Source organism: Salmonella sp. SAL04213 (assembly GCF_046550535.1).
In the GTDB taxonomy this organism is placed as follows: domain Bacteria; phylum Pseudomonadota; class Gammaproteobacteria; order Enterobacterales; family Enterobacteriaceae; genus Salmonella; species Salmonella enterica.
Genome location: NZ_JBGDXS010000001.1, coordinates 277802 through 298562, shown reverse-complemented (window position 1 = coordinate 298562; position 20761 = coordinate 277802). Strand labels below are relative to the sequence as shown.

At 50.5% G+C, this 20761-nt stretch carries 23 protein-coding genes, 1 tRNA gene and 1 pseudogene; 9 read left to right on the top strand and 16 right to left on the bottom strand.

The features are described from left to right. Positions 1–19: 19 nt before the first annotated feature. Positions 20–538 carry a bifunctional 3-hydroxydecanoyl-ACP dehydratase/trans-2-decenoyl-ACP isomerase gene (gene fabA, locus ACLJPQ_RS01580; RefSeq protein WP_000227928.1) on the bottom strand — a complete coding sequence of 173 codons (519 nt, stop codon included), beginning with the start codon at positions 536–538 and terminating at the stop codon, positions 20–22. Positions 539–606: 68 nt separating this feature from the next. Continuing rightward, positions 607–2367 (bottom strand): Lon protease family protein, encoded by a 1761-nt coding sequence (locus tag ACLJPQ_RS01575; RefSeq protein ID WP_080184689.1) that lies wholly within the window; start codon positions 2365–2367, stop codon positions 607–609. A gap of 185 nt (positions 2368–2552) precedes the next feature. Between ACLJPQ_RS01575 and matP the strand changes: the two genes are divergently transcribed. Next, positions 2553–3005 (top strand): macrodomain Ter protein MatP, encoded by a 453-nt coding sequence (gene matP, locus ACLJPQ_RS01570; RefSeq protein WP_000877172.1) that lies wholly within the window; start codon positions 2553–2555, stop codon positions 3003–3005. A gap of 71 nt (positions 3006–3076) precedes the next feature. Here the strand turns inward: matP and ompA are convergent, their stop codons facing one another. Both ompA and sulA read right to left on the bottom strand, forming a co-directional pair. Beyond that, positions 3077–4129 (bottom strand): porin OmpA, encoded by a 1053-nt coding sequence (gene ompA, locus ACLJPQ_RS01565; RefSeq protein ID WP_001670727.1) that lies wholly within the window; start codon positions 4127–4129, stop codon positions 3077–3079. Positions 4130–4485: 356 nt separating this feature from the next. Then, positions 4486–4995: an SOS-induced cell division inhibitor SulA gene (gene sulA / locus ACLJPQ_RS01560; protein WP_000288732.1), complete on the bottom strand. Its 510-nt coding sequence runs from the start codon at positions 4993–4995 to the stop codon at positions 4486–4488. 216 nt (positions 4996–5211) lie between these two features. Between sulA and ACLJPQ_RS01555 the strand changes: the two genes are divergently transcribed. Beyond that, positions 5212–5817, top strand: a complete 606-nt coding sequence (locus ACLJPQ_RS01555; protein WP_001202375.1) for a TfoX/Sxy family DNA transformation protein — start codon at positions 5212–5214, stop codon at positions 5815–5817. On the opposite strand, the gene yccS is transcribed toward ACLJPQ_RS01555, so the two are convergent. After that, positions 5804–7957, bottom strand: a complete 2154-nt coding sequence (gene yccS / locus ACLJPQ_RS01550) for a YccS family putative transporter (protein WP_001726973.1) — start codon at positions 7955–7957, stop codon at positions 5804–5806. The genes ACLJPQ_RS01555 and yccS overlap by 14 nt on opposite strands. Positions 7958–7975: 18 nt before the next feature. After that, a complete protein-coding gene (locus tag ACLJPQ_RS01545; RefSeq protein WP_001261222.1) occupies positions 7976–8422 on the bottom strand; it encodes a YccF domain-containing protein in 447 nt (148 codons plus the stop codon). Between the two features lie 123 nt (positions 8423–8545). Between ACLJPQ_RS01545 and helD the strand changes: the two genes are divergently transcribed. Beyond that, the gene (helD, locus tag ACLJPQ_RS01540; protein ID WP_000420517.1) at positions 8546–10600 is read left to right on the top strand and encodes a DNA helicase IV; all 2055 of its coding nucleotides are present in this window, start codon (positions 8546–8548) and stop codon (positions 10598–10600) included. 35 nt (positions 10601–10635) lie between these two features. Here the strand turns inward: helD and mgsA are convergent, their stop codons facing one another. Continuing rightward, complete coding sequence (gene mgsA / locus ACLJPQ_RS01535; protein WP_000424187.1) at positions 10636–11094, bottom strand: methylglyoxal synthase; 459 nt, start codon at positions 11092–11094, stop codon at positions 10636–10638. A 94-nt stretch (positions 11095–11188) separates the two neighbouring features. Next, complete coding sequence (locus tag ACLJPQ_RS01530) at positions 11189–11851, bottom strand: DUF2057 family protein (RefSeq protein WP_000847733.1); 663 nt, start codon at positions 11849–11851, stop codon at positions 11189–11191. 173 nt (positions 11852–12024) lie between these two features. Between ACLJPQ_RS01530 and ACLJPQ_RS01525 the strand changes: the two genes are divergently transcribed. After that, positions 12025–12438, top strand: a complete 414-nt coding sequence (locus ACLJPQ_RS01525; RefSeq protein WP_001537782.1) for a CoA-binding protein — start codon at positions 12025–12027, stop codon at positions 12436–12438. Between the two features lie 44 nt (positions 12439–12482). Here ACLJPQ_RS01525 and hspQ read toward each other — a convergent pair whose 3' ends face one another. Both hspQ and rlmI read right to left on the bottom strand, forming a co-directional pair. Then, on the bottom strand, positions 12483–12800 hold the full coding sequence (hspQ, locus tag ACLJPQ_RS01520) for a heat shock protein HspQ (protein ID WP_000561983.1): 318 nt from the start codon (positions 12798–12800) through the stop codon (positions 12483–12485). A gap of 57 nt (positions 12801–12857) precedes the next feature. Next, the gene (gene rlmI, locus ACLJPQ_RS01515) at positions 12858–14069 is read right to left on the bottom strand and encodes a 23S rRNA (cytosine(1962)-C(5))-methyltransferase RlmI (RefSeq protein WP_000140480.1); all 1212 of its coding nucleotides are present in this window, start codon (positions 14067–14069) and stop codon (positions 12858–12860) included. A gap of 214 nt (positions 14070–14283) precedes the next feature. Between rlmI and ACLJPQ_RS01510 the strand changes: the two genes are divergently transcribed. Genes ACLJPQ_RS01510 through yccX form a run of 3 tightly spaced genes read left to right on the top strand, consistent with a single transcriptional unit; the run spans position 14284 to position 15967 of the window. Then, entirely contained in the window at positions 14284–14832 is a 549-nt protein-coding gene (locus tag ACLJPQ_RS01510) for a YbhB/YbcL family Raf kinase inhibitor-like protein (RefSeq protein WP_000859417.1), read from the top strand. Positions 14833–14857: 25 nt separating this feature from the next. Further along, positions 14858–15637 carry an AraC family transcriptional regulator gene (locus ACLJPQ_RS01505; protein WP_023215819.1) on the top strand — a complete coding sequence of 260 codons (780 nt, stop codon included), beginning with the start codon at positions 14858–14860 and terminating at the stop codon, positions 15635–15637. Between the two features lie 48 nt (positions 15638–15685). Beyond that, positions 15686–15967 (top strand): acylphosphatase, encoded by a 282-nt coding sequence (yccX, locus tag ACLJPQ_RS01500; RefSeq protein ID WP_000072880.1) that lies wholly within the window; start codon positions 15686–15688, stop codon positions 15965–15967. Here the strand turns inward: yccX and tusE are convergent. Continuing rightward, positions 15964–16293 (bottom strand): sulfurtransferase TusE, encoded by a 330-nt coding sequence (gene tusE / locus ACLJPQ_RS01495; RefSeq protein WP_000904449.1) that lies wholly within the window; start codon positions 16291–16293, stop codon positions 15964–15966. The genes yccX and tusE overlap by 4 nt on opposite strands. Positions 16294–16379: 86 nt before the next feature. Beyond that, positions 16380–17039, bottom strand: a complete 660-nt coding sequence (gene yccA, locus ACLJPQ_RS01490) for an FtsH protease modulator YccA (protein ID WP_000374046.1) — start codon at positions 17037–17039, stop codon at positions 16380–16382. Positions 17040–17438: 399 nt separating this feature from the next. On the opposite strand from yccA, the gene ACLJPQ_RS01485 reads away from it, so the two are divergent. Then, positions 17439–17526, top strand: a tRNA-Ser gene (locus tag ACLJPQ_RS01485). 135 nt (positions 17527–17661) lie between these two features. On the opposite strand, the gene pipA is transcribed toward ACLJPQ_RS01485, so the two are convergent. The 3 genes from pipA to ACLJPQ_RS01470 form a co-directional block, all read right to left on the bottom strand. After that, on the bottom strand, positions 17662–18342 hold the full coding sequence (gene pipA, locus ACLJPQ_RS01480) for a type III secretion system effector protease PipA (protein ID WP_000938180.1): 681 nt from the start codon (positions 18340–18342) through the stop codon (positions 17662–17664). Positions 18343–18563: 221 nt separating this feature from the next. Then, positions 18564–19439 carry an SPI-2 type III secretion system effector PipB gene (pipB, locus tag ACLJPQ_RS01475; protein ID WP_080184688.1) on the bottom strand — a complete coding sequence of 292 codons (876 nt, stop codon included), beginning with the start codon at positions 19437–19439 and terminating at the stop codon, positions 18564–18566. Between the two features lie 389 nt (positions 19440–19828). Beyond that, positions 19829–19987: a hypothetical protein gene (locus ACLJPQ_RS01470; RefSeq protein ID WP_353511665.1), complete on the bottom strand. Its 159-nt coding sequence runs from the start codon at positions 19985–19987 to the stop codon at positions 19829–19831. Between the two features lie 101 nt (positions 19988–20088). On the opposite strand from ACLJPQ_RS01470, the pseudogene ACLJPQ_RS01465 reads away from it, so the two are divergent. Further along, positions 20089–20410, top strand: a pseudogene (locus ACLJPQ_RS01465) (hypothetical protein). A gap of 9 nt (positions 20411–20419) precedes the next feature. Here ACLJPQ_RS01465 and sigE read toward each other — a convergent pair. Next, positions 20420–20761: a type III secretion system chaperone SigE gene (gene sigE / locus ACLJPQ_RS01460; protein WP_000444723.1), complete on the bottom strand. Its 342-nt coding sequence runs from the start codon at positions 20759–20761 to the stop codon at positions 20420–20422.

Sequence of the window (20761 nt, the reverse complement as noted above, 5' to 3'; positions counted from 1 at the left end):
CGGAATATCAATTCAACACTTAGAACGCGGAAGTATCCTGGAACAAACCGACTTTCAAATCGTGAGCGGTATAGATCAGACGACCATCCACCAGAACCTCACCGTCCGCCAGACCCATGATCAGGCGACGGTTTACGATACGTTTGAAATGAATGCGATAGGTGACTTTCCTGGCTGTCGGCAGAACCTGGCCGGTAAATTTCACTTCGCCCACGCCCAGAGCGCGGCCTTTGCCTTCGCCGCCCAACCAGCCCAGGTAGAATCCCACCAATTGCCACATAGCATCCAGACCCAGACAACCGGGCATCACCGGATCGCCGATAAAGTGGCATCCGAAGAACCATAGATCCGGATTGATATCCAGCTCGGCTTCGACATAGCCTTTGTCGAAATTGCCGCCCGTTTCGGTCATCTTAACGACGCGGTCCATCATCAGCATGTTCGGCGCAGGGAGTTGCGGCCCTTTAGCGCCAAACAGTTCACCACGACCAGAGGCAAGAAGGTCTTCTTTTGTATAGGATTCGCGTTTATCTACCATGTTTTATGTAAACCTTATTTTATTGAAGCACGCAGGATAGCTAACACGTGTACGCTGAACAAGTCCGATCAGTTCGGAATAAAAGCGTTCAGCCAACGTAATGGCCACGGGAAACGATGACGGCCTTCCTGTTGCGTCGCCTGCGCGATACGCTCCTGGATAGTCTGCATCAACGTCGTTTGACCTTCGCCATCCCACACCAGATTTAACAGTAACGGTAAGGCGTCGGTCACGTCGTCTACCGCCCAGATAGTGAACTTCTCTTCTTTAACCGCTTGCAGCAGTTCAGATTTAAGACTGAGATGGCGGACATTGGCTGCAGGGATAATTACGCCCTGTTTACCGTTTAATTCCCGCTGCTCGCAGATGGCGAAGAAACCTTCAATTTTTTCGTTTAGCCCGCCCACCGGTTGCGCGCGACCAAACTGATCGACCGAGCCAGTAATCGCAATGTTTTGATTCACTGGCACATTGGCCAGCGCGCTGATGAGCGCACATAATTCCGCCATTGAGGCGCTATCGCCATCCACTTCGCTGTAGGACTGCTCAAAGGTTAACGAGGCAGAGAAGGGAATTTGTTGCTCCAGCTGCAACTCCGACATCAGGAAGGCCTGCATAATCATCATTCCCTTAGCGTGGATATTCCCGCCAAGTTCGGCCTTGCGCTCAATATCGTTAAATTCGCCATCGCCGATATGCACAACACAGCTAATTCGCGACGGTTCGCCAAAGGCGCGCGGATGTCCGGGAAACTCAATGACGGAAAGCGCATTGATTTGTCCAACACGTTCGCCTTCGGTTTCAATCAGGATCTGCTCTTGCAGAATCTCGTCTTGCATCCGCTCCGCCAGAAAGCCTTCTCGCCATTCGCGTCGGGCAAACATCAGGCTGAGCGCTTCTGCGCCGCAGGTATCGCCTTCGCATAAAGGCGACGCCTCCTTAAACTGGCGGGCTATCCACAGTGGGCAAAGAGGCAGCGTATCCTGTTCGCCGGTATAGCGCACAGCCTCGCGTATCAGAACGGGCCAGGCGTCCAGAGCCGGAGGGGGCAAATTATCGCGTAAAGCGATACGCGTCACCCATTGACACCACAGGGTCATAGCTTCTGCGTCCGCTATCTGTAAATTGTCTTCAAATTCACTGTAGATAGCCTGCTCCGCGAGCTCCGGTTCCATCTCCTGAAAATCAGCCAGTGATTCACGTTCGCCAACCAGAATCACCTTCAGTTTGAGCGGCATTGATGGCACGGAGATCGGTAATGGACGCGACTCGTCAAAGGCCACCCAGTCAAAACGCTCGCGGCTAACGATGGCTTTCAGACGCATCCACAGTAACGGCTGCGCCAGAAGGGTTCGTAAGGAAATAATCAGCACGCCGCCGTTCGCCTGATGAACCAGTCCCGGCTGCAGGGTAATGTCGCCGTTATACTGCCGCAGGCAACCAAAGAGCTGCTCGGCTTCGACCCAGTCCGCGCTGACGACTTGTGTGACGGTGGCAAAGTTGTCTTGCGCATTCTGCGCGGCGCGGTAATGAACAGTATGCCCGGAAACGTCATAATGTCCGCCGGTTAATTGTCCGGCATCGGTTTGCAGAGCGCGGACGGCATCTGAAAGTAAAGTGAGATACTCTTGCTCTTCAGGCGCTTTAGTCAGCATAAAAGAGGATGATGCCCACGGCTGTATAAGTTGCTCAAGCGCAAATTGCAGTCGTGGCTGAGTATCACTGAGTAAGGTGTCGTTTTCGTCAGTCGCGTGTGGCTGTGCAAATATCTCCTGATAGCTTTCGCTATCCGGAACCAGATCACGCCATGCAAGTTTCGTAATGGTCAAAGTTGAGGTTTTTTAGTCTGTTGTAAAAGGGGGGATTATAGCCTAACCCGTCACGCTGCACACGCGGAAAGCGAATGCAAAGTAATATGAAGACGTGTAACCATTCACAGGTTCGAGATTCTTTTCTTCAGATGGCTAAAAAACTGATATTCTGATAACAGTTACACGGTAACATTGGGATCGCAATGAAATATCAACAACTTGAAAATCTTGAAAGCGGTTGGAAATGGAAATATCTGGTGAAAAAGCATCGCGAAGGGGAGTTGATCACCCGCTACGTGGAAGCCAGTGCTGCCCAGGAAGCCGTCAATTTGTTGTTGGCCCTCGAAAATGAACCGGTGCGGGTAAACGTCTGGATAGACAGGCATATGAATCCTGCCTTGCTTAATCGGATGAAACAAACCATTCGGGCAAGACGCAAACGACACTTCAATGCGGAACATCAGCATACGCGCAAAAAATCTATCGATTTAGAGTTTATGGTCTGGCAGCGTCTGGCGGGCCTTGCGCAGCGACGCGGTAAAACATTATCCGAAACGATAGTGCAACTGATAGAAGACGCGGAGCATAAAGAGAAATATGCCACGCAAATGACCACGTTAAAGCAGGATTTACAGGCGTTATTAGGCAAGAAGTAACGCTGAAAGGCGTTGTCATCCAGACCAGAGCAAAAAACCCCGCGACGCGGGGTTTTTTATCAGACGGAAACTTAAGCCTGCGGCTGAGTTACCACGTCTTTAACGCCTTTAACTTCGATCTCTACGCGACGATCCGGAGCCAGGCAATCGATCAGGGCAGCGCGAGGTTTCACGTTGTCACAGGTGTTGCCGGTAACCGGGTTAGATTCGCCCATACCACGTGCGGAGATTTTGTCAGACGGAATACCTTTGGAGATCAGGTAATCAACAACAGACTGAGCACGTTTCTCGGACAGACCCTGGTTGTAAGCGTCAGAACCGATACGGTCAGTGAAGCCCAGAACGACAACGGAACCGTCTTTCGGATCCAGGTTGCTCAGCTGGCTGTACAGCTGATCCAGAGCCTGCTGGCCTTCCGGCTTCAGGGTAGATTTGTTGAAGTTGAACAGTACGTCAGACTTCAGAGTGAAGTGCTTGGTCTGTACTTCCGGAGCCGGTGCCGGTGCCGGAGCTACTACCGGAGCAGCTTCTTGCTGGCCGAAACGGTAGGAAACACCTACGCTCAGCAGGCCGTTGTCCGGACGGGTGCCGATGGTGTTGGCATCACCGATGTTGTTAGTCCACTGGTATTCCAGACGGGTTGCGATTTCAGGGGTGATGGCATACTCGATACCGCCCGCGAATACCGGGGAAACGCCGGTGTCGTGGTCTTTAGTAGACGGGCCGCCAGGGACGTTAGACTTGGTGTCTGCACGCCATACCATACCACCCAGACGGGTATAAACGTCCAGATCGTCAGTGATTGGATAACCCAGTTTAGCGGTCAACTGAACGCCCTGAGCTTTATAAGCGCCATTGATGTTGTCGCCTTTGTACGGCATACGGCCTAACCAGTCGTAGCCCATTTCAAAGCCAACGTACGGGTTAACCTGGTAACCACCAAAAGCACCTGCGCCCAGTTGGTTTTCATGAGTCGGGCCATCATTGTTAATGAAGCCGGTGTCATGGTACTGAGACCAGCCCAGTTTAGCACCAGCGTACCAGGTGTTATCTTTCGGAGCGGCCTGCGCTACGGTAGCGAAACCAGCCAGTGCCACTGCAATCGCGATAGCTGTCTTTTTCATTTTTTGCGCCTCGTTATCATCCAAAATACGCCATGAATATCTCCAACGAGATAACACGGTTAAATCCTTCACCGGGGGATCTGCTCAATAGTTACTCTACCGATATCTACGGCTTATGCTGAGCACCCCTGGCGATGTAAAGTCTACAACGTAGTTGGAAACTTACAAGTGTGAACTCCGTCAGACATGTGAAAAAAACATGACGGATATACACATCATTTAACAGTTTCAGATGATAAATCGTACAGCAAAAATTGCGGAAACCGCTTCTGACAAGCGTTCTCGCAAAAAAAACGTTAGCACTCAAAGGAGATACGTTCGCGTAAAAAAAAGTCCAGGATAAATCCTAATTTTACTTAATGATACAAATTAGAGTGAATTTTTAGCCCGGAATGCTGTCTCCTGGGTAAAGCGTGCGCACGTACAGGGCGCATGATAAACCCTACCGCATTACCTACCTTCGCTGCTTCAACCAGGCTGGCATGTTCTTCTTCTGTCAGTTCTTCAGTCATCCAACCAATTACCACGCTGTAATTTCCTGTACGCAAAGCGCGGATCATCGACTCCAGCGTATGACGAGGCGCAAGCTGGCTAATTTGCATCACTTTCGTTAATGGCAAACCTGAAGACTGTACCCATTCACGGCTGAGCTTTTGCTGCGGCGTGAGCCAGAGCTGCCAGCGTGATTGTTGGCCTAACTGACGGAGTAAAGGCAAAAGCAGGAGTTGCGCCATCATGGGCTGGTCTTCGTGGTAGACAACTTCACTGACCAGTCCTGCCGCGGCATTTTCCGTAGCGGTGCGCGCAGCGTTGTGGGTAGTGGTAGGAAATGACGAAGAACGATTTGCATAACCTGAAGTGTACATAATCAATCCAGCCCTGTGAGTTACTGTATATTCATACAGTACCCCTGTGGCGATGAAAGATCAACTCTATTTTCGGAAACTGTCTCGCAATTTTTATTCTTAGTGGCGTCAAAAATAAAAATCATCTTGCTCGCGGAGTATAAGTTGCCTATTTTCGTCATTAACGGATCCGTTACTGCAAATCATTCTTTTACTTTATGATTTAAAAGGAATTTTATGAGAGCACTCTCTTATGACAGGATCTATAAATCGCAAGAATATTTGGCCTCTTTGGGGACGATCCAGTATCGATCTTTATTCGGTAGCTATAGTCTGACCGTGGAGGATACCGTCTTTGCGATGGTGGCTAATGGCGAGCTTTATCTCCGCGCCTGTGAAGAAAGCGTACCCTACTGTGTGAAGCATCCTCCCGCCTGGCTCATGTTTATGAAATGTGGACGTCCCGTTATGCTCAACTATTACCGGGTGGATGAAAGCCTGTGGCGCGATCAGCAGCAGCTGGTGCGTTTATCGAAGTATTCTCTTGACGCGGCAATGAAGGAAAAACACAGCCGTATTTTACAGCACAGACTCAAAGATCTCCCCAATATGACCTTCCATCTGGAAACATTGCTCAATGAGTCAGGGATAAAGGACGAAAATATGTTACGCATACTGGGCGCGAAAATGTGCTGGCTAAGGTTGCGACAAAGCAATCCCTTGCTGACGGTGAAAGTTTTGTATGCCCTGGAAGGCGCAATTGTCGGCGTACATGAAGCGGCGCTCCCGGCGAGTCGTCGCCAGGAGCTTGCCGACTGGGCTCATTCGCTTACGGCTGGGTAATTAATGTAGAAGTCGGCGGTGAAATTTGCCGTTGCAAGCGTCCAATCTCGGGCAGTAAGGCAATGAGCAAACCAATTTGTTGAACAACCAGAGGTTCTTTGCTGTCCGGACGTGTTTCCAGCGACTGAACTCGCTGCTTTAAACCCTCCAGCGCCTGGTGTACGCGCTGTTCGTCTTCAGGTTGATGATGAAGCGCATCATCAACGTAGCAGACCGCGTCATCCAGAAGCCCCAACACGTCCGGATTACTGAGCTTTTCGCGGTGCGCGCCGAGGGCGGAGATATAGCTGGTAAAAGTGTGATTGAGGCAAAGCAGCCTGAACGCCGCCTCCCGGGTTTCAGCCGTGACGTCGGGTTCGCTCGACATATTAGAAACCACGGATGCCAGTTCTGCATCGCGGTTGTGCGCGTCGCGTCTGGCAATGCGATAGGCCAGGCGGTTATCCCGTCCCTGGTGATATTGCTCAAGGATCGCATCAAGGTAGCGGCAATTAGCATCGGTGGCGCGCTGGAGTACCCGGGGAAGGTTGCGAAAGCGCCAGTCCGGCCAAATAAAGCTGACCGCAGCCCAGGCGATAGCGCAGCCAATTAACGTGTCGACGACGCGCGGTAACGCTACCTCAAAGCCTTCGCCCAGGAGGTTAAAGCAGAGTAATACCAGCAGGGTGATGAACATCGTCGCATGGGCATACTGCACATTACGGAATGCGAAGAAAAGCACGCCGGTAATCACCAGCAGAACTAACTGTCCTTCAAGCGAAGGGACAAACCATAAAATCGGCAGGCCGATCGCAACGCCTACCAACGTACCGATAATCCTGAGCGCAAGGCGATGGCGGGTCGCGTTATAGTTAGGCTGGCAAACAAACAGGCTGGTGAGCAATATCCAGTACCCGTGGCGCATCCCGGTAATTTGGATGAGAGCATAACCGATGCACAATACCAGCGACATGCGTACCGCATGGCGAAAGAGAGCGGACTCCGGGGTAAAATTACGGCTCAGACGCAGCCAGATGTCGCTAAACCCGTGCAGGCTATCGTCAGCCAACTGGTTTTCTGACTCATTGCGCGGCATTGCCTGGGCCTGCTCCGACTCGATCGTCGCCAGTTGCGCATCAATAGCGCGTAGGTTGGTTAATAAGAACCCAAGCGTATTTAACAGCTCTAAAGAAGCGCCGCTGGCGCGCATACGTTCAAGCGCGGCGTCAATGTGGGTAAAGACGCGTTCAAAGCGCGGATCATGCTGGTACGGCGTACGCAGTAAGATACAGCGCGCCAGCTGCGTACAGGCCTGCGCCTGCATCGACATCAGACGCTGAAAGCGGAACATGACGTCGCTATGGCGAAAATAATCGCGCAGCGTCTGGTATTGAATATGCGAAGAACTGGCGCGTTCATGAATATCCTGCGCCACAAAATAGTAATGGAGGGTGCGGCGCGTACCGCGTTGACCGCGATCGCCGCGCAGTCGAGTCAACAACGACACCTTCGTTTGGTTCAGCGTCGCCATTAACTGCCCGTTCGCTAACGCTAAATCATAGAGCGGCGCCTGGCTTTCATCTTCAATATCAGGATCAAACAGACGTGATTTCAGTTCCAGATAGTGCGCCAACTGTTCGTAACTGCGTGCCAGATTATCCTGCAACGGGCGGATCGGAAATAGCAGATGCCCGGTTAGCGTCAGTAGGTTATACCATACTGCGCCTGCCAGCAGGAGCAGTGGTTGCTGATACCAGTGCGCATATAAAGAGGTACCCAGCATCGTATAGATGGCAATGAGTAACGCGCCGAACGCGATGGTGGCATAGCGTTGCCCTAGTCCTCCCAACAGAATAAATCCGCTGGTGGATAACGTTAAGCCCAACGCAAATAGCCACGGCCAGGGAAAGAGCAGCTCCACAGAAGCAGACGCGATAAAAAAGCAAATTAAGGTAATGATTAAATTACGCAAGCGTCCGGCAAGGCGATCGTCGAGATCGGTTAGCGCCGCGGCAACCATACCGAGCGTGAGCGGGATGGTCAGTTTGACGTCGCCCAGCCACCAGGGCAGGGCGGTGGTGCCGCACAGAGCGATAAAAATGCGGATGTAATACAGCCAGGTACTGTTCCAGGTATAACGGCGAATCAACGGACTTAACATAAAGGCTATTTGTCCCGATCATTCAAAACGGCGGCGCGCGTTAGCTTCTCGCGCGGCGCGAGCGGTTTCTACAGAGACGACGCGGCGACCGACAGGCCAAAGCGCAATCGCGGCAATTTTAAAGTTCGCAATACCGACAGGTATCCCGATGATAGTGACACACTGCGCGATACCGGAGGCAATGTGCATCAGGCATAGCCACCAGCCGAAAAAAAGTAACCAGAAAATATTCAGCAAGGTACCGCCAGTATTCATTAATACGCTTTTCGCCGCCGGATTAAGTTCGTCAACGTGAATGGCTTCATTACCGTAAGGGAACAGGGACAGTTTGGTTATCTCCCAGCAGGAGCGGGTCAACGGCAGGGTAAAAATAAGCACAATACTGACCAGCGTCGCCAGCAGCCAGGCCAGCGTAGTGGCAAAGCCGCCCAGTACAAAGTTTAAAATATTCAGAACGGTACGCATAAACCCTCAGTTCATTCCGGTTTTCTATCACTGCGGGCAATTGTAACGTTTTTTTAGACTGGAGCACGTTTTCTCTGGCGGTTACACTGATAAGCACATCTTTACGTCTGGATTCGCTGAGTCATGGAACTGAAAGCAACTTCTCTTGGAAAACGTCTGGCGCAACACCCGTATGATCGTGCCGTGATCCTCAACGCTGGGGTGAAAGTGTCTGGCGACAGGCATGAATATCTTATTCCATTCAATCAGTTATTGGCGATTCACTGTAAGCGTGGGCTGGTATGGGGCGAGCTGGAGTTTGTCCTCCCGGAGGATAAAGTCGTGCGTTTGCACGGTACCGAGTGGTCGGAAACCCAGCAATTCCATCGCTATCTGGACGCGCACTGGCGTCGCTGGAGCCAGGAGATGAGTGATGTCGCCGCGCAGGCATTACAAGAGCAATGGGCGCGTATTAGTGAGCGAACGGGCGAAAACCAATGGCTTACCCGTGAACGCGTTCGGGGGCTGGAACACGAAATTCGCCAGACGTTTGCCGCCTTGCCGCTGCCGGTCTCACGTCTGGAGGAGTTTGCTCACTGTCGCGAGATATGGCGTAAATGTCTGGCATGGTTACAGGATAGCGAGGGAAGTCGGCAGCAGCATAATCAGGCGTATGCTGATGCCATGCTGGAAGCGCATGCCGACTTTTTTACGCAGATAGAATCTTCTCCGCTTAATCCTTCCCAGGCCAGGGCGGTGGTTAACGGCGAATCATCGTTACTGGTACTGGCGGGCGCGGGAAGCGGTAAGACCTCGGTGCTGGTGGCGCGCGCGGGTTGGCTGTTGGCGCGCGGACAAGCAGATGCGGGGCAAATTCTTTTACTGGCGTTTGGTCGCAAGGCGGCAGAGGAGATGGATGAGCGTATCCGCGAGCGCTTACATACGGAAGAGATTACTGCCCGTACGTTCCATTCGCTGGCGCTGTATATTATTCAGCAAGGCAGTAAAAAAGCGCCGGTTGTCAGTAAGCTGGAAAGTGACGCCACCGCGCGGCATCAGCTATTTCTGCGCACCTGGCGTCAGCAGTGTAGCGAGAAAAAAGCGCAGGCCAAAGGCTGGCGTCAGTGGCTGGAAGAGGAGATGCAGTGGGTAGTGCCGGAAGGTAATTTCTGGGACGATGAGACATTGCAGCGGCGTCTGGCCCCTCGCCTGGATCGTTGGGTCAGTTTGATGCGTATGCACGGCGGCGCGCAGGCAGAAATGATTGCTGGCGCGCCAGAGGAGTGCCGCGAGCTGTTTGGCAAACGCATTAAGCTGATGGCGCCGCTGCTAAAGGCCTGGAAAAGCGCGTTGAAAGCGGAAAATGCCGTTGATTTCTCCGGGCTGATCCATCAGGCAATGGTGATCCTCGAAAAAGGGCGTTTTATCAGCCCGTGGAAGCATATTCTGGTCGATGAATTTCAGGATATTTCCCCGCAACGGGCGGCGCTGTTAGAGGCGCTGCGCAAGCAGAATAGCCAGACTACGCTGTTTGCCGTTGGCGATGACTGGCAGGCGATTTACCGTTTTAGCGGGGCGCAGCTCTCCTTAACGACGGCGTTTCATCAGACGTTCGGCGAGGGCGAGCATTGCCACCTGGACACCACGTACCGCTTTAACAGTCGGATTGGCGATATTGCCAATCGCTTTGTACAGCAGAATCCGCACCAGCTTAAAAAACCGTTAAATAGTCTGACCCCAGGCGATAAAAAAGCGGTGACGTTATTGGATGAAAGCCAGTTGGATGCGTTACTGGATAAATTATCCGGCTATGCGAAGGAAGATGAACGTATCCTGGTGCTGGCGCGCTATCACCATCTGAAACCCGCGAGTCTACAAAAAGCGGCGACTCGCTGGCCGAAGTTACAGATAGACTTCATGACTATCCATGCCAGCAAAGGCCAACAGGCCGATTACGTGATTCTTGTCGGATTGCAGGAGGGTAACGACGGTTTCCCCGCCCCGGCGCGCGAATCCATTATGGAAAGTGCGCTTCTTCCTCAGGTTGAGGATTTTCCGGACGCTGAAGAGCGGCGTTTGTTATATGTGGCGTTGACGCGCGCGCGTGCGCGGGTCTGGCTGCTTTTTAATAAAGATAATCCCTCGCGCTTTGTGGAGGCGCTTAAACAGCTGGATGTGCCGGTGGCGAGGAAGCCCTAAAGCGCGGGCGGTACAGCATCCCGCCCGCGTAGCGGTTATTTCAGGCGCTCGGCCAGATAACGCGCATAATCCGGAATAAGAATATCTACAGCGTCATTAAAATGCGGGGACTGGATGATAAAGTCCGCCGTTGAGACGTTAGTGGCGACAGGGATATTCCATACGGTGGCCAGACGCAGTAGCGCTTTGACATCGGGGTCGTGCGGTACCGCGTTAAGCGGGTCCCAGAAGAAAATCAACACGTCGATTTTCCCTTCTGAAATGAGCGCGCCAACCTGCTGGTCGCCGCCCATCGGGCCGCTCAGCATCGCATTAACGTCCATACCGGTTGCGCGCTGGATCAGATTCCCCGTGGTGCCGGTTGCATAAAGAACGTGTTTTTCCAGCAACGGCTGATGGCGTTCCACCCAGTTCATTAACATCTGTTTGCAGTGGTCGTGAGCAACCAACGCGATATGTTTGCGCGTCGGCAAGGTGCGAGTCGTCAGTTCCATAATTCGATTCCGTAGTTAACCTGTCTACAGATTACTGGAAGCGCTTGATGCTGCAAGAGAAAGACAAAAAAATTGCGCGCTGGGACAACTCATATCAAGAGGGCGGCTGTTTTTCCGCCCATTGCAGAAAATGATTGCGTGTCTGCGGGTCGGCCAGTCGGAACCAATATTTCAGCCGCTGTTCTGTCAGAGTTTGTGATTGCGGCGGTACGGTATCAAGCTCTGAGACGTCGGAAAGTAATGTGCTGTCGTCTGCCATCATCGTGGCGAACTGAGGAAGCGAGGCGCGTTTCGCCGATTTATTATAACGCTCGGTCTCTATTTCATAATCGACCACTTTAGCCGTAGAAGTAATGGCCAGAATATCGAGTTTTACCGGAATGGGCATGGCGTCGCCGTCCAAAAGCGCCAGACGCGGCGCCGCGTTAAAATGCGAGGCTTCGCGCTCGTTTTCCAGCCGCGGGAGCTGGAAATTGACCTGACTTATCAGTTGGGTATCGAAACTTATCACCAGCGGCGGAGAAATATAAAGCCGCTCTTCATTACCGGGCAGGCGGATGGTTTTTTCCACCCGGAAAACAAGCTGATGCGGCCCGTTTTCCAGTTCAATGCTCTCTGCACCGCGTAATAAAGAGCTGGATACCTTTTTGCCGTCCAGCACCAGCAGATCAACCTCATTAGACAAACGGAGCGTTGTGGCAAAAACAGTCACCGGCAAACAGAGAGCAAGGAAGGTGGTTAGCGCGCCGGTTTTCATAAGGTTCTCCTGTCCAAAGGCCGTCTGGCTAATAATGTATCGAAATTTTTCTTAGATCATGTTTACTAACATATAGACATATTTTGGCGTTTTGCTCTCATACATCGGTATGGGATGAATGGTTGCTATGTCAGGTTTGTCGTACACTTTGCAAAACAGCCAGGAGAAAGATGATGAAAGAGACCGATATTGCTGATGTTTTGACGTCCACTCGCACTATCGCGTTGGTAGGTGCGAGCGATAAACCCGATCGTCCAAGTTATCGGGTAATGAAATACCTGCTTGAACAGGGCTACCATGTGATTCCGGTTGCGCCAAAAGTCGCGGGAAAGACATTGCTGGGGCAACAGGGGTATGCCACGCTGGCGGACATTCCCGAAAAAGTCGATATGGTGGATGTTTTTCGCAACTCTGAAGCTGCATGGGGCGTCGCGCAGGAAGCTATCGCCATCGGCGCAAAAACGCTGTGGCTACAGCTTGGCGTGATCAACGAACAGGCGGCGGTACTGGCGCGGGATGCAGGCATGACCGTGGTGATGGATCGCTGCCCGGCGATTGAGATCCCTCGCCTGGGGCTGGCGAAATAAAAGTTTAAATGGCCGGATATCGCTCTCCGGCCTTTTAAATACAATCAGTTACGTAGTCGCGGCGCCTGAAGCTGCTTGCGAATGGTACGCGCCAGTTCATCCATCGATGGCTGTTCTGGATGCTCGTCCCGCATTTCGCTTCGCAACTGGGCCTCGGCCAGATAAGTATGCACTGGCTGACCATCATCATCTTCCATTACCACGTGGTACCACGGAGCGGCGCGAAGTTCGTCGTTAACCGCCAGTTCATCAGGCGACGGCTCATCAAGCGAATATTCCGGGTCGATATCGACGACCACTCCGAGGTAACCTAACAGGGAATGGCGGACCTGTTGGCCGATACCGAATTTGCTGGCTATCATAGTCACCTCCCGGGAAATAGATACCCTTTATATGAGGATACTATTCCACTTTTCAAGTTACATGACGCGACAGGCAAACCCTTTCAGATACAGCCCTTCCGGGTAGGTGGCGATCACCGGGTGATCGGCGGCCTGACGGAACTGCTCTATAAATTGTACATCACGACCGGCATCTATTGCGGCATCGGCAATGATTTTCTGAAATAAATCGCTGGTCATCAGTCCGGAGCAAGAGAATGTCAGCAGTATGCCGCCCGGATTGAGCAGTTGAATCGCTAACATGTTAATGTCTTTATAGCCCCGGCAGGCACCCATTAACTGGCTTTTATTTTCGACGAATTTGGGCGGGTCCATGATGATGACGTCGAATTTTTCGCCGTGTTCACGGTAAGCGCGCAGCAACTTAAACACGTCATCGCGCACGAATTCGGCTTTGCTCAAGTCCAGTTGGTTCAGTTCAACGTTTTGCCTGGCGATATCCAGCGCATCCTGTGAGGTATCCACGCTGACAACCTGGCGACAACCGCCCATTAACGCCGACACGGCAAAACCGCCGGTATAAGAGAAGCAGTTCAGTACCCGCTGATTTTCCACGTAGCGGCGCGTCGCCAGACGACTGTCGCGCTGATCAAGATAATAACCGGTTTTGTGGCCGCCCTGGATATCGACCAGCAATTTCATACCGTGTTCTTCAATTGGCAGAAGCGCAGGCGGCAGTTCGCCAGTGACCGGGCCTTGCGTCAGCGCCATCCCTTCTTTTTTCCGCACGGCGACGTCGCTGCGATCGTAAATAGCGCAATCCGGATAGCATGTTTGCAGAGCGCTAATTAATGCGGCGCGTTGATATTCGGCCCCGGCGCTGAGCAGTTGCAGCACCAAAAAATGACCAAAACGATCGATAGTGACGCCAGGCAGGCCATCGGACTCACCGGCGATCAGACGATAGCTATCCAGGCCGTCTTTTTTCGCCAGCCAGTCGCGCCACTGCTGCGCCTGGCGCAGGCGGCGGGTGAAAAACGCAATATCAATGGATTCTGCTTTATCAAATGTCCAGACGCGCGCGCGGATCTGAGATGCTGGCGACCAGGCGCCGCGTGCTAACCACTTTCCCTGATGGTCGACGATATCGATAGTTTCACCGAGGTTGGCTTTGCCTTCCAGGCGGGAGACGGCGCCGGAAAAGACCCATGGGTGGCGGCGGAGTAAAGATTTTTCTCGCCCTTTGCTGAGGACTAAACGGGGATATTGCGGAAATGTAGATTCAGTCATGCGGAGTAACCTCTCACAAACAGTGACGCGAGCCGGATGATAGCTCCAGCCAGGGACCGTGAAAACGAAATGGCGCGTAGGGTAGCACAGATGAGAGAGGCAATCACCAGCGTATGGCGGTGAGCGTTTCTGCACAAAATAGAATCGTAAAGGCACAGTTTCTTCAGCGGGCGCTTTTTATAGTGTTATTTCTTTATATGAAGAAGGAAATACAATGAAAACAGTCTTCTCTTTGACCGCAGCCGCAATGATGGCATTGAGTGGCGGCGTATCTGCCGCGTCGGCGTTTAGCCTCAGTAGCGCGGATATTCCGGCGGATTTTCGTTTAACGCAACAGCATGTCTTTAAAGGATTTGGTTGTAGCGGAGAAAATATTTCGCCGCAGCTGAGCTGGCGCAATCCGCCTGCCGGAACCAAAAGCTACGCTATTACCGTCTTCGATCCTGATGCGCCCACCGGAAGCGGCTGGTGGCACTGGACGATGGTGAATATTCCTGCGCAGATTCACGACCTGCCGACGGGGGCTGATAAAAAAACGTTACCCGCTGGAGTGGTGCAGGGACGGAATGATTTCGGTTATGCTGGCTTTGGCGGCGCCTGTCCGCCGCCGGGCGATAAGCCTCATCGCTATCAGTTTACTGTGTGGGCGCTGAATACGGCAACACTGCCGCTCGACAGTGAGTCGAGTGGCGCGTTGGTAGGGTTTATGCTTAACGCGCATGTGATTGCGAAAGCACAATTCACGGCCACATACGGAAGATAAAACAGAGGACGGCACGGTGCAGGAGATGCATATTCGACATCAGGATCTTACGACGGCAGAGGTGCGTTCCAGTCATCTGCACCGTTTGCATCGTGTTACGCTTTTTTCCGCCGCTATCTGCCATATTACGCAGGGCAGTAAAGTCATCATTCAGGATGATAGCCGCCTTGTCGCCGGGTCGGGCGAGTTGATTATTATTCCGGCGAACACGCCGCTGGAGATTATTAATCAGCCTGCGCAGAACGGTTTTCGCTCCGACCTGTTGTTACTTTCACCGGAGATTATTGCTCGCTTTAAAACGATGTACGTTCAGGATTATCCACCGGCAAACCTGACATCGCTGTGTACGCCGATGAGCCGTAGCCTGACATTTATGTGGGAGAACGTGTTGGATGCTGTGCGCCAGGGGTTACCCGTTGGGCTACAGGAACATCAGGCGATGGGGTTACTGTTAGCGCTTTTACATGATGGCGCGGCAGGACCGCTGCTTATTGAACGGCGTTACACCCTCACGGAGCAGGTGCGGCAACTGATTATGCTCTCGCCTGCTAAGCTATGGACAGCCCAGGAGATAGCCCGCCGTCTTGCTATGGGAACATCGACGTTGCGTCGGCGTTTGCAGCGCGAATCGCAGAGTTATCGACAAATTGTTGAAGAGGTGCGCATGTCCTGCGCGCTTTCTCAACTGCAATCGACGACGCTGCCGATCGGCGAAATAGCGCTACGGTGCGGCTACCTGTCGGGGTCGCGGTTTACGGCCAGATTCCGCCAACATTATGGGTGTCTGCCCAGTCAGGTACGTTAAGTATGTCCTGTATGAGCCTCCACCACTGATTATGAAAGGAGAACCATCATGTCGAACGTCTGCATTATCGCCTGGGTTTATGGTCGCGTTCAGGGAGTCGGGTTTCGCTATACCACGCAGCATGAGGCGCAGCGGCTGGGGTTAACCGGCTATGCGAAGAATATGGATGACGGAAGTGTAGAAGTGGTGGCCTGTGGCGACGCGGCGCAGGTGGAAAAACTCATCAAGTGGCTGAAAGAGGGCGGGCTGCGCTCTGCTCGTGTGGACAAAATCCTCACTGAACCGCACAGCCCTCGCGAGACGCTAACAGGCTTCAGTATTCGGTATTAAATACACTTTACCGGTTTGGGCAGACCGGCGATTTTGGTCGCTTGCTTTGCCGGGCCTTTCGGGAACAGACGATACAGATAACGGCTGTTGCCTTTTTCTTCGCCGAACTTATTCGCCATCGCTTTGACCAGCATTCGGATGGCGGGAGAGGTATTAAACTCCAGGTAAAATTCGCGCACGAAGCGCACGACTTCCCAGTGTTCCGCAGAGAGCTCAATGCCTTCATTGGCGGCGATAGCGACTGCCAGCGTTTCACTCCACTGCGTCGTCTCTTTCAGATAGCCTTCGCTATCAGTACTGATTTCTTTACCTTCAAAGATCAACATAACGTTTCACTGCGTAATCAACACGGACGGCAGTGTAGCAAAAAATAAAGCCCTGCATAAGCAGGGCTGGAAGAGGGGAATGTCGATTAGTCGCGGCTGGCGAAGCCCAGAATGCTGAGCAGGCTGACAAAGATGTTGTACAGCGAAACGTACAGACTGACGGTCGCACGAATATAGTTGGTTTCACCGCCGTGAATGATGTTACTGGTTTCATACAGGATAGCGCCCGAGGAAATCAGGATAAACACCGCGCTAATCGCCAGGTGCAATGCAGGCAGTTGCAGGAAAATATTCGCCACCATACCAATCAGCACGACGACGATCCCGGCCATTAACATACCGCCCAGGAAAGACATATCCTTACGGGTGGTCAGAACGTAAGCGGAGCAGCAGAAAAATACTAACGCGGTACCACCCAGCGCCAGGCCAATGACATCGCCCATGCCTGCTGACAGATAGGCGTTAAGAATCGGGCCCAGGATATAGCCGAGGAAGCCGGTAAACGCAAAAGCAGACAGGATACCGACCGGCTTATTGGCGGTTTTATAGGTCAGGAACATCAGCCCATACATACCGACCAGCGTCAGAATCAGGCCGGGGGAGGGCAGCATCAGTACCGTACTGGCTGTCGCGGTAATTGCGGAGAAAGCCAGCGTCAGGCTCAACAGAAAATAGGTGTTGCGCAGTACTTTGTGCGTACTCAGTAGCGAGCTACGATCACGCGATGATGTAATGATACGATCCATTAGTCAGTCACTCTCTTATGACAGATGTAATTAATAAAGGAGAATAATAAAAACAGTCACTGTCACCCAGTGGTTTTACCCATCTTTACGCATTCGTTTACGTTTAGTTTCCTTAAGAGATTTCAGGTGATTACCGTCGTTAAAACGGTCTTCTCATGCCTGGCGCTACGCCATAAAACAGGCGGCAGCGCCAACCACGCGTTACCGATAAAAAAATCGCTAATCACAGCGGTGAAACAGTGGGGACGAACAACACGTATTAAGCCCTTTTTTGTGTTGAAGAAATGGTCAATGTGCCGCTATTTCAGGCAATTAACGAAATTTTGCCTGTTTTTCACGCAAACGAACACATTCGGTCTTTACATGACGCACCGGGATGTTTATAGTGCGCCTCATTCCGGAAGTGTGGCCGAGCGGTTGAAGGCACCGGTCTTGAAAACCGGCGACCCGAAAGGGTTCCAGAGTTCGAATCTCTGCGCTTCCGCCAGATAAAACAAGGGGTTACCGAAAGGTAACCCCTTTGTTTTTTGGCGCTTAGAATATAGTTAGAAAATACTGCCAGAACATTTCCCGAAAAAACGGACTACGCGGGTTTTTAGTTTCTTTTCGTTTCCCGATGTGTCTATTTATTGAAGATGTAGACCATTCTGGGAGGTGAAGGATGCCCCATCTCTTTCAGAATAATGTTGGTATATTCGACAACAGGGCCTCTTGGATGATTTTCTTCTTTATCCTGAAGATGGGTCAGTGCATGTACAACTTCATGAATAAATGAACGTTTTGTGTCAAAAAGTTGTGGTCCTTCGTTACTTTCATAATGTTCGGTATATGAATCATCAGAATCGTCCAGATTGAGACAAATAACTTTCCTGCCTTCTGAAAGTTTGAAGTGTTCCTGAGCCACGGTAGTTTCAAAGGCTTCGCCTGCCCCCAGTAGCCAGCGCTGCTCCACATCATGTAGTTCTTTTTCATATGCGTAATTCATCAGTCTGCGGAATGTTTCGCTTTGGGTATACGCATTTTGAAGTACGGAGGATAGTTCATCGTAGCATTCGTCATAAGTGTCGTCATCAATTTCTGTATCAGGGTCTATTCCACCCGCGCCTGAGATAAGGTACTCCACCACACACTCTGGCTCCAGACGGAATTCACTGTTTATGGCAAGGCTGTCATGAGCAAGGCGTAGCCGTGAGGGGTTTGGTGCATGTTCGGGAATATCGGGGAAAACAGGTGTATCTGCGGTATTTAATCCATATGTGGATACTCCGCTTTGAGGTATTAATCTGTAGGTGACCGGAAGCATAACTTCTTATTTCCTGACTACAATTATGAATTATTTAAATTAAACAATAATAGTGTTTTTAGTTAATGTGCCACATACAGATAACGCTATGATTCAGACAAAGCCAACAAGTAATACGCTGAAAATGTTATTTATAATGAAACTTAGGGGCGGGGTTTATTTAATAAAACAAGGGGGCCTCTGTTTGAATACTTCTTGTTTATAAAATCCCTTTATCTCGACTAAAATATCGGATGGGGGAAAAGAGTTCTATCATTGTAATCCGGGAGTGGAGTAGGGGTATGTTGACTACCTGTCAGATCGGCTCCTGTTAATGCTTTCGCTAAAGTTAGAGCTATCTTATCTAATTTTGCACCATTTAGTTTGGTGTCAGTTAAGTCTGAGCCGAATAGAATTGCAGCGGTTAAGTTTACACCGGACATGTTAGCGCAAGTCAGGTCTGCGTGAGTCAGGTTTGCTTTAGTCATGTTTGAACCCATTAGATTCACAGCGTGTAGATTTGCACAACACAAATTTGCACCGACTAAATTTACATTAGATAGATTTGTTTCACGGAAATCTGCATCAGAAGCATCTATGTCTGACAAATCTTCCCCCTGGAAATCTTTATGAGCCAGGTTTACTCCGCGCAGGTTCAGAAAACCATCCTCGGTTATAAGTGAATCAGGCTGTTGTATATTATGTTTACTCATCAGTTTTAACATTCGACATACATTCCAAAATCTCTCACTATCAACTTTATCCGTTACAGTTTTTCCATTTTTGTTCACTTCAATAATGACCATGGGATCCGTATTTTCGGATGCTGCTCCACATGACAGACATATAGTACACCCGTTGACATCCTCCAGAAATATTTTATTACCATCGAAGAAAGCATCTTTATTTACATATAATAATGATGTGGTCAGTTTTCCAATTACCTCCCGAAAGCATCTTTCATTGCTTCTTCTTACTCCACCACAGGTAAAAAAATTGACAAGCCATTCAAGTACACCGCGTGGTGAAGTTGCACTTTTCATTGCTTCTTTCGTACCGATACCGGCCGCATGCAAATATCTTAATATATTTTCTGGGGACGCGTTAGTTATTGGCATTTTGATTCCTTCTTATGGAAGTGAGTCGATTCCTTATAGGTGTGAGACAAGTCACATTTATACAAGGAATAATAAAAAAAGATATAAGGTGATTTTTGTATTTAGAGCTTTGGTTGGGGATGAGTAGGTGTCTGGCATCTGACAAGAGGCGATGATATCTGCCATAACGGTGAAGCAGAAGTACTGTTGGGGTCGTTACAATCACCAGCTTAGATATAGAACGCGCTGGCTGCGCCTGTAAGTCAGTAATATGATGTTGTAAAAAATCAGGCTGACGTTAATAAAACACGCCAGCCTGAAGTCATATTCAGTTCATCAGGAACTGATGAAACATAATGATCAGAAATACTCTCAATGCTGATATGGTTGTTATAGTTTTCTGTAAAAAATTAACAACCACATATCTGACACCAATCCTCAGGTTTACTTATATCTGGTGGCCAGTTGTCACACCAGCGTGGGCGAATCAATGCTTCGGGGTCTGGTGGCCAGCCACGGGAGGCGTGTTTTGTATTATCTGGTGGTGGGGGGGAATCACTGGCAGCCATCGCCGATGCCGAAAAGGCTGTAGCCGACAACACCAGAAGCAATGGTAAAAATATACGATGTCTCATAATATCACCCGTGAATAATCAGATTATCCTTGCTATTGGCTTCCTTCATTTCCAGCATAACTCACGCTTCATCATCATTGAATAAACAATTAAGTTTGTTGAGCGAAAATTTACTTAAAGAAAAAATAATAAGCACTAATATTTTTTTGCAGTATTTCAACTTATAGCAGAATAAATGCGCGTAGATGGCGTAAAAACCTGATGATCAGGAATACTTACACACTAAAAATGCTCCCGCAAACAGAGCGAAATGAGAGAGAGGAACGTTTGCCCCTTACATTTCCACCAAAGATTCTGGTCTTGTCTCTTGTAAAGGGCATACGTATCGCGCTTTATCTCATTAAGAAAGCATGTTGATGTATTAAATTATGCATAACGCTCTTTCAATTGCTTCACGTTAGAAATGAATAATTCAAAACCAGTGAGCGCCTCTTCTTCGGTACTGGTTTGCGGCAAGCGATAAAGCGCCACTAAAGCAGTATTGTCTGCGTCAGCGCCGATAGTGACGGCGCTGGCGTAGTTAAGACGTAAAAAATGCTGCAAAGTCAGAGTGTCGTCAGGCAATGGCATAAAGGGACAGCACATTTCCAGTGTATGATCGGATTCATTAAAATAAACCTGTATCCCATCATCAATGATGAGCAGTGGCTCATCTTCTGGCGCATCCAGGCCTAACGCGGCATATAAACGATTTAATAGACTTTCCAT

What these genes read in the sequence shown, in the direction of transcription:
- ompA (WP_001670727.1), bottom strand. Translation starts at nt 4,129, where the DNA reads ATGAAAAAGACAGCTATCGCGATTGCAGTGGCACTGGCTGGTTTCGCT.
- tusE (WP_000904449.1), bottom strand. Translation starts at nt 16,293, where the DNA reads ATGTTGATCTTTGAAGGTAAAGAAATCAGTACTGATAGCGAAGGCTAT.
- matP (WP_000877172.1), top strand. Translation starts at nt 2,553, where the DNA reads ATGAAATATCAACAACTTGAAAATCTTGAAAGCGGTTGGAAATGGAAA.
- fabA (WP_000227928.1), bottom strand. Translation starts at nt 538, where the DNA reads ATGGTAGATAAACGCGAATCCTATACAAAAGAAGACCTTCTTGCCTCT.
- ACLJPQ_RS01545 (WP_001261222.1), bottom strand. Translation starts at nt 8,422, where the DNA reads ATGCGTACCGTTCTGAATATTTTAAACTTTGTACTGGGCGGCTTTGCC.
- ACLJPQ_RS01470 (WP_353511665.1), bottom strand. Translation starts at nt 19,987, where the DNA reads ATGGCTGCCAGTGATTCCCCCCCACCACCAGATAATACAAAACACGCC.
- yccS (WP_001726973.1), bottom strand. Translation starts at nt 7,957, where the DNA reads ATGTTAAGTCCGTTGATTCGCCGTTATACCTGGAACAGTACCTGGCTG.
- pipB (WP_080184688.1), bottom strand. Translation starts at nt 19,439, where the DNA reads ATGCCAATAACTAACGCGTCCCCAGAAAATATATTAAGATATTTGCAT.
- helD (WP_000420517.1), top strand. Translation starts at nt 8,546, where the DNA reads ATGGAACTGAAAGCAACTTCTCTTGGAAAACGTCTGGCGCAACACCCG.
- yccX (WP_000072880.1), top strand. Translation starts at nt 15,686, where the DNA reads ATGTCGAACGTCTGCATTATCGCCTGGGTTTATGGTCGCGTTCAGGGA.
- ACLJPQ_RS01525 (WP_001537782.1), top strand. Translation starts at nt 12,025, where the DNA reads ATGAAAGAGACCGATATTGCTGATGTTTTGACGTCCACTCGCACTATC.
- ACLJPQ_RS01555 (WP_001202375.1), top strand. Translation starts at nt 5,212, where the DNA reads ATGAGAGCACTCTCTTATGACAGGATCTATAAATCGCAAGAATATTTG.
- sigE (WP_000444723.1), bottom strand. Translation starts at nt 20,761, where the DNA reads ATGGAAAGTCTATTAAATCGTTTATATGCCGCGTTAGGCCTGGATGCG.
- hspQ (WP_000561983.1), bottom strand. Translation starts at nt 12,800, where the DNA reads ATGATAGCCAGCAAATTCGGTATCGGCCAACAGGTCCGCCATTCCCTG.
- yccA (WP_000374046.1), bottom strand. Translation starts at nt 17,039, where the DNA reads ATGGATCGTATCATTACATCATCGCGTGATCGTAGCTCGCTACTGAGT.
- mgsA (WP_000424187.1), bottom strand. Translation starts at nt 11,094, where the DNA reads ATGGAACTGACGACTCGCACCTTGCCGACGCGCAAACATATCGCGTTG.
- ACLJPQ_RS01530 (WP_000847733.1), bottom strand. Translation starts at nt 11,851, where the DNA reads ATGAAAACCGGCGCGCTAACCACCTTCCTTGCTCTCTGTTTGCCGGTG.
- rlmI (WP_000140480.1), bottom strand. Translation starts at nt 14,069, where the DNA reads ATGACTGAATCTACATTTCCGCAATATCCCCGTTTAGTCCTCAGCAAA.
- pipA (WP_000938180.1), bottom strand. Translation starts at nt 18,342, where the DNA reads ATGCTTCCGGTCACCTACAGATTAATACCTCAAAGCGGAGTATCCACA.
- ACLJPQ_RS01510 (WP_000859417.1), top strand. Translation starts at nt 14,284, where the DNA reads ATGAAAACAGTCTTCTCTTTGACCGCAGCCGCAATGATGGCATTGAGT.
- sulA (WP_000288732.1), bottom strand. Translation starts at nt 4,995, where the DNA reads ATGTACACTTCAGGTTATGCAAATCGTTCTTCGTCATTTCCTACCACT.
- ACLJPQ_RS01505 (WP_023215819.1), top strand. Translation starts at nt 14,858, where the DNA reads ATGCATATTCGACATCAGGATCTTACGACGGCAGAGGTGCGTTCCAGT.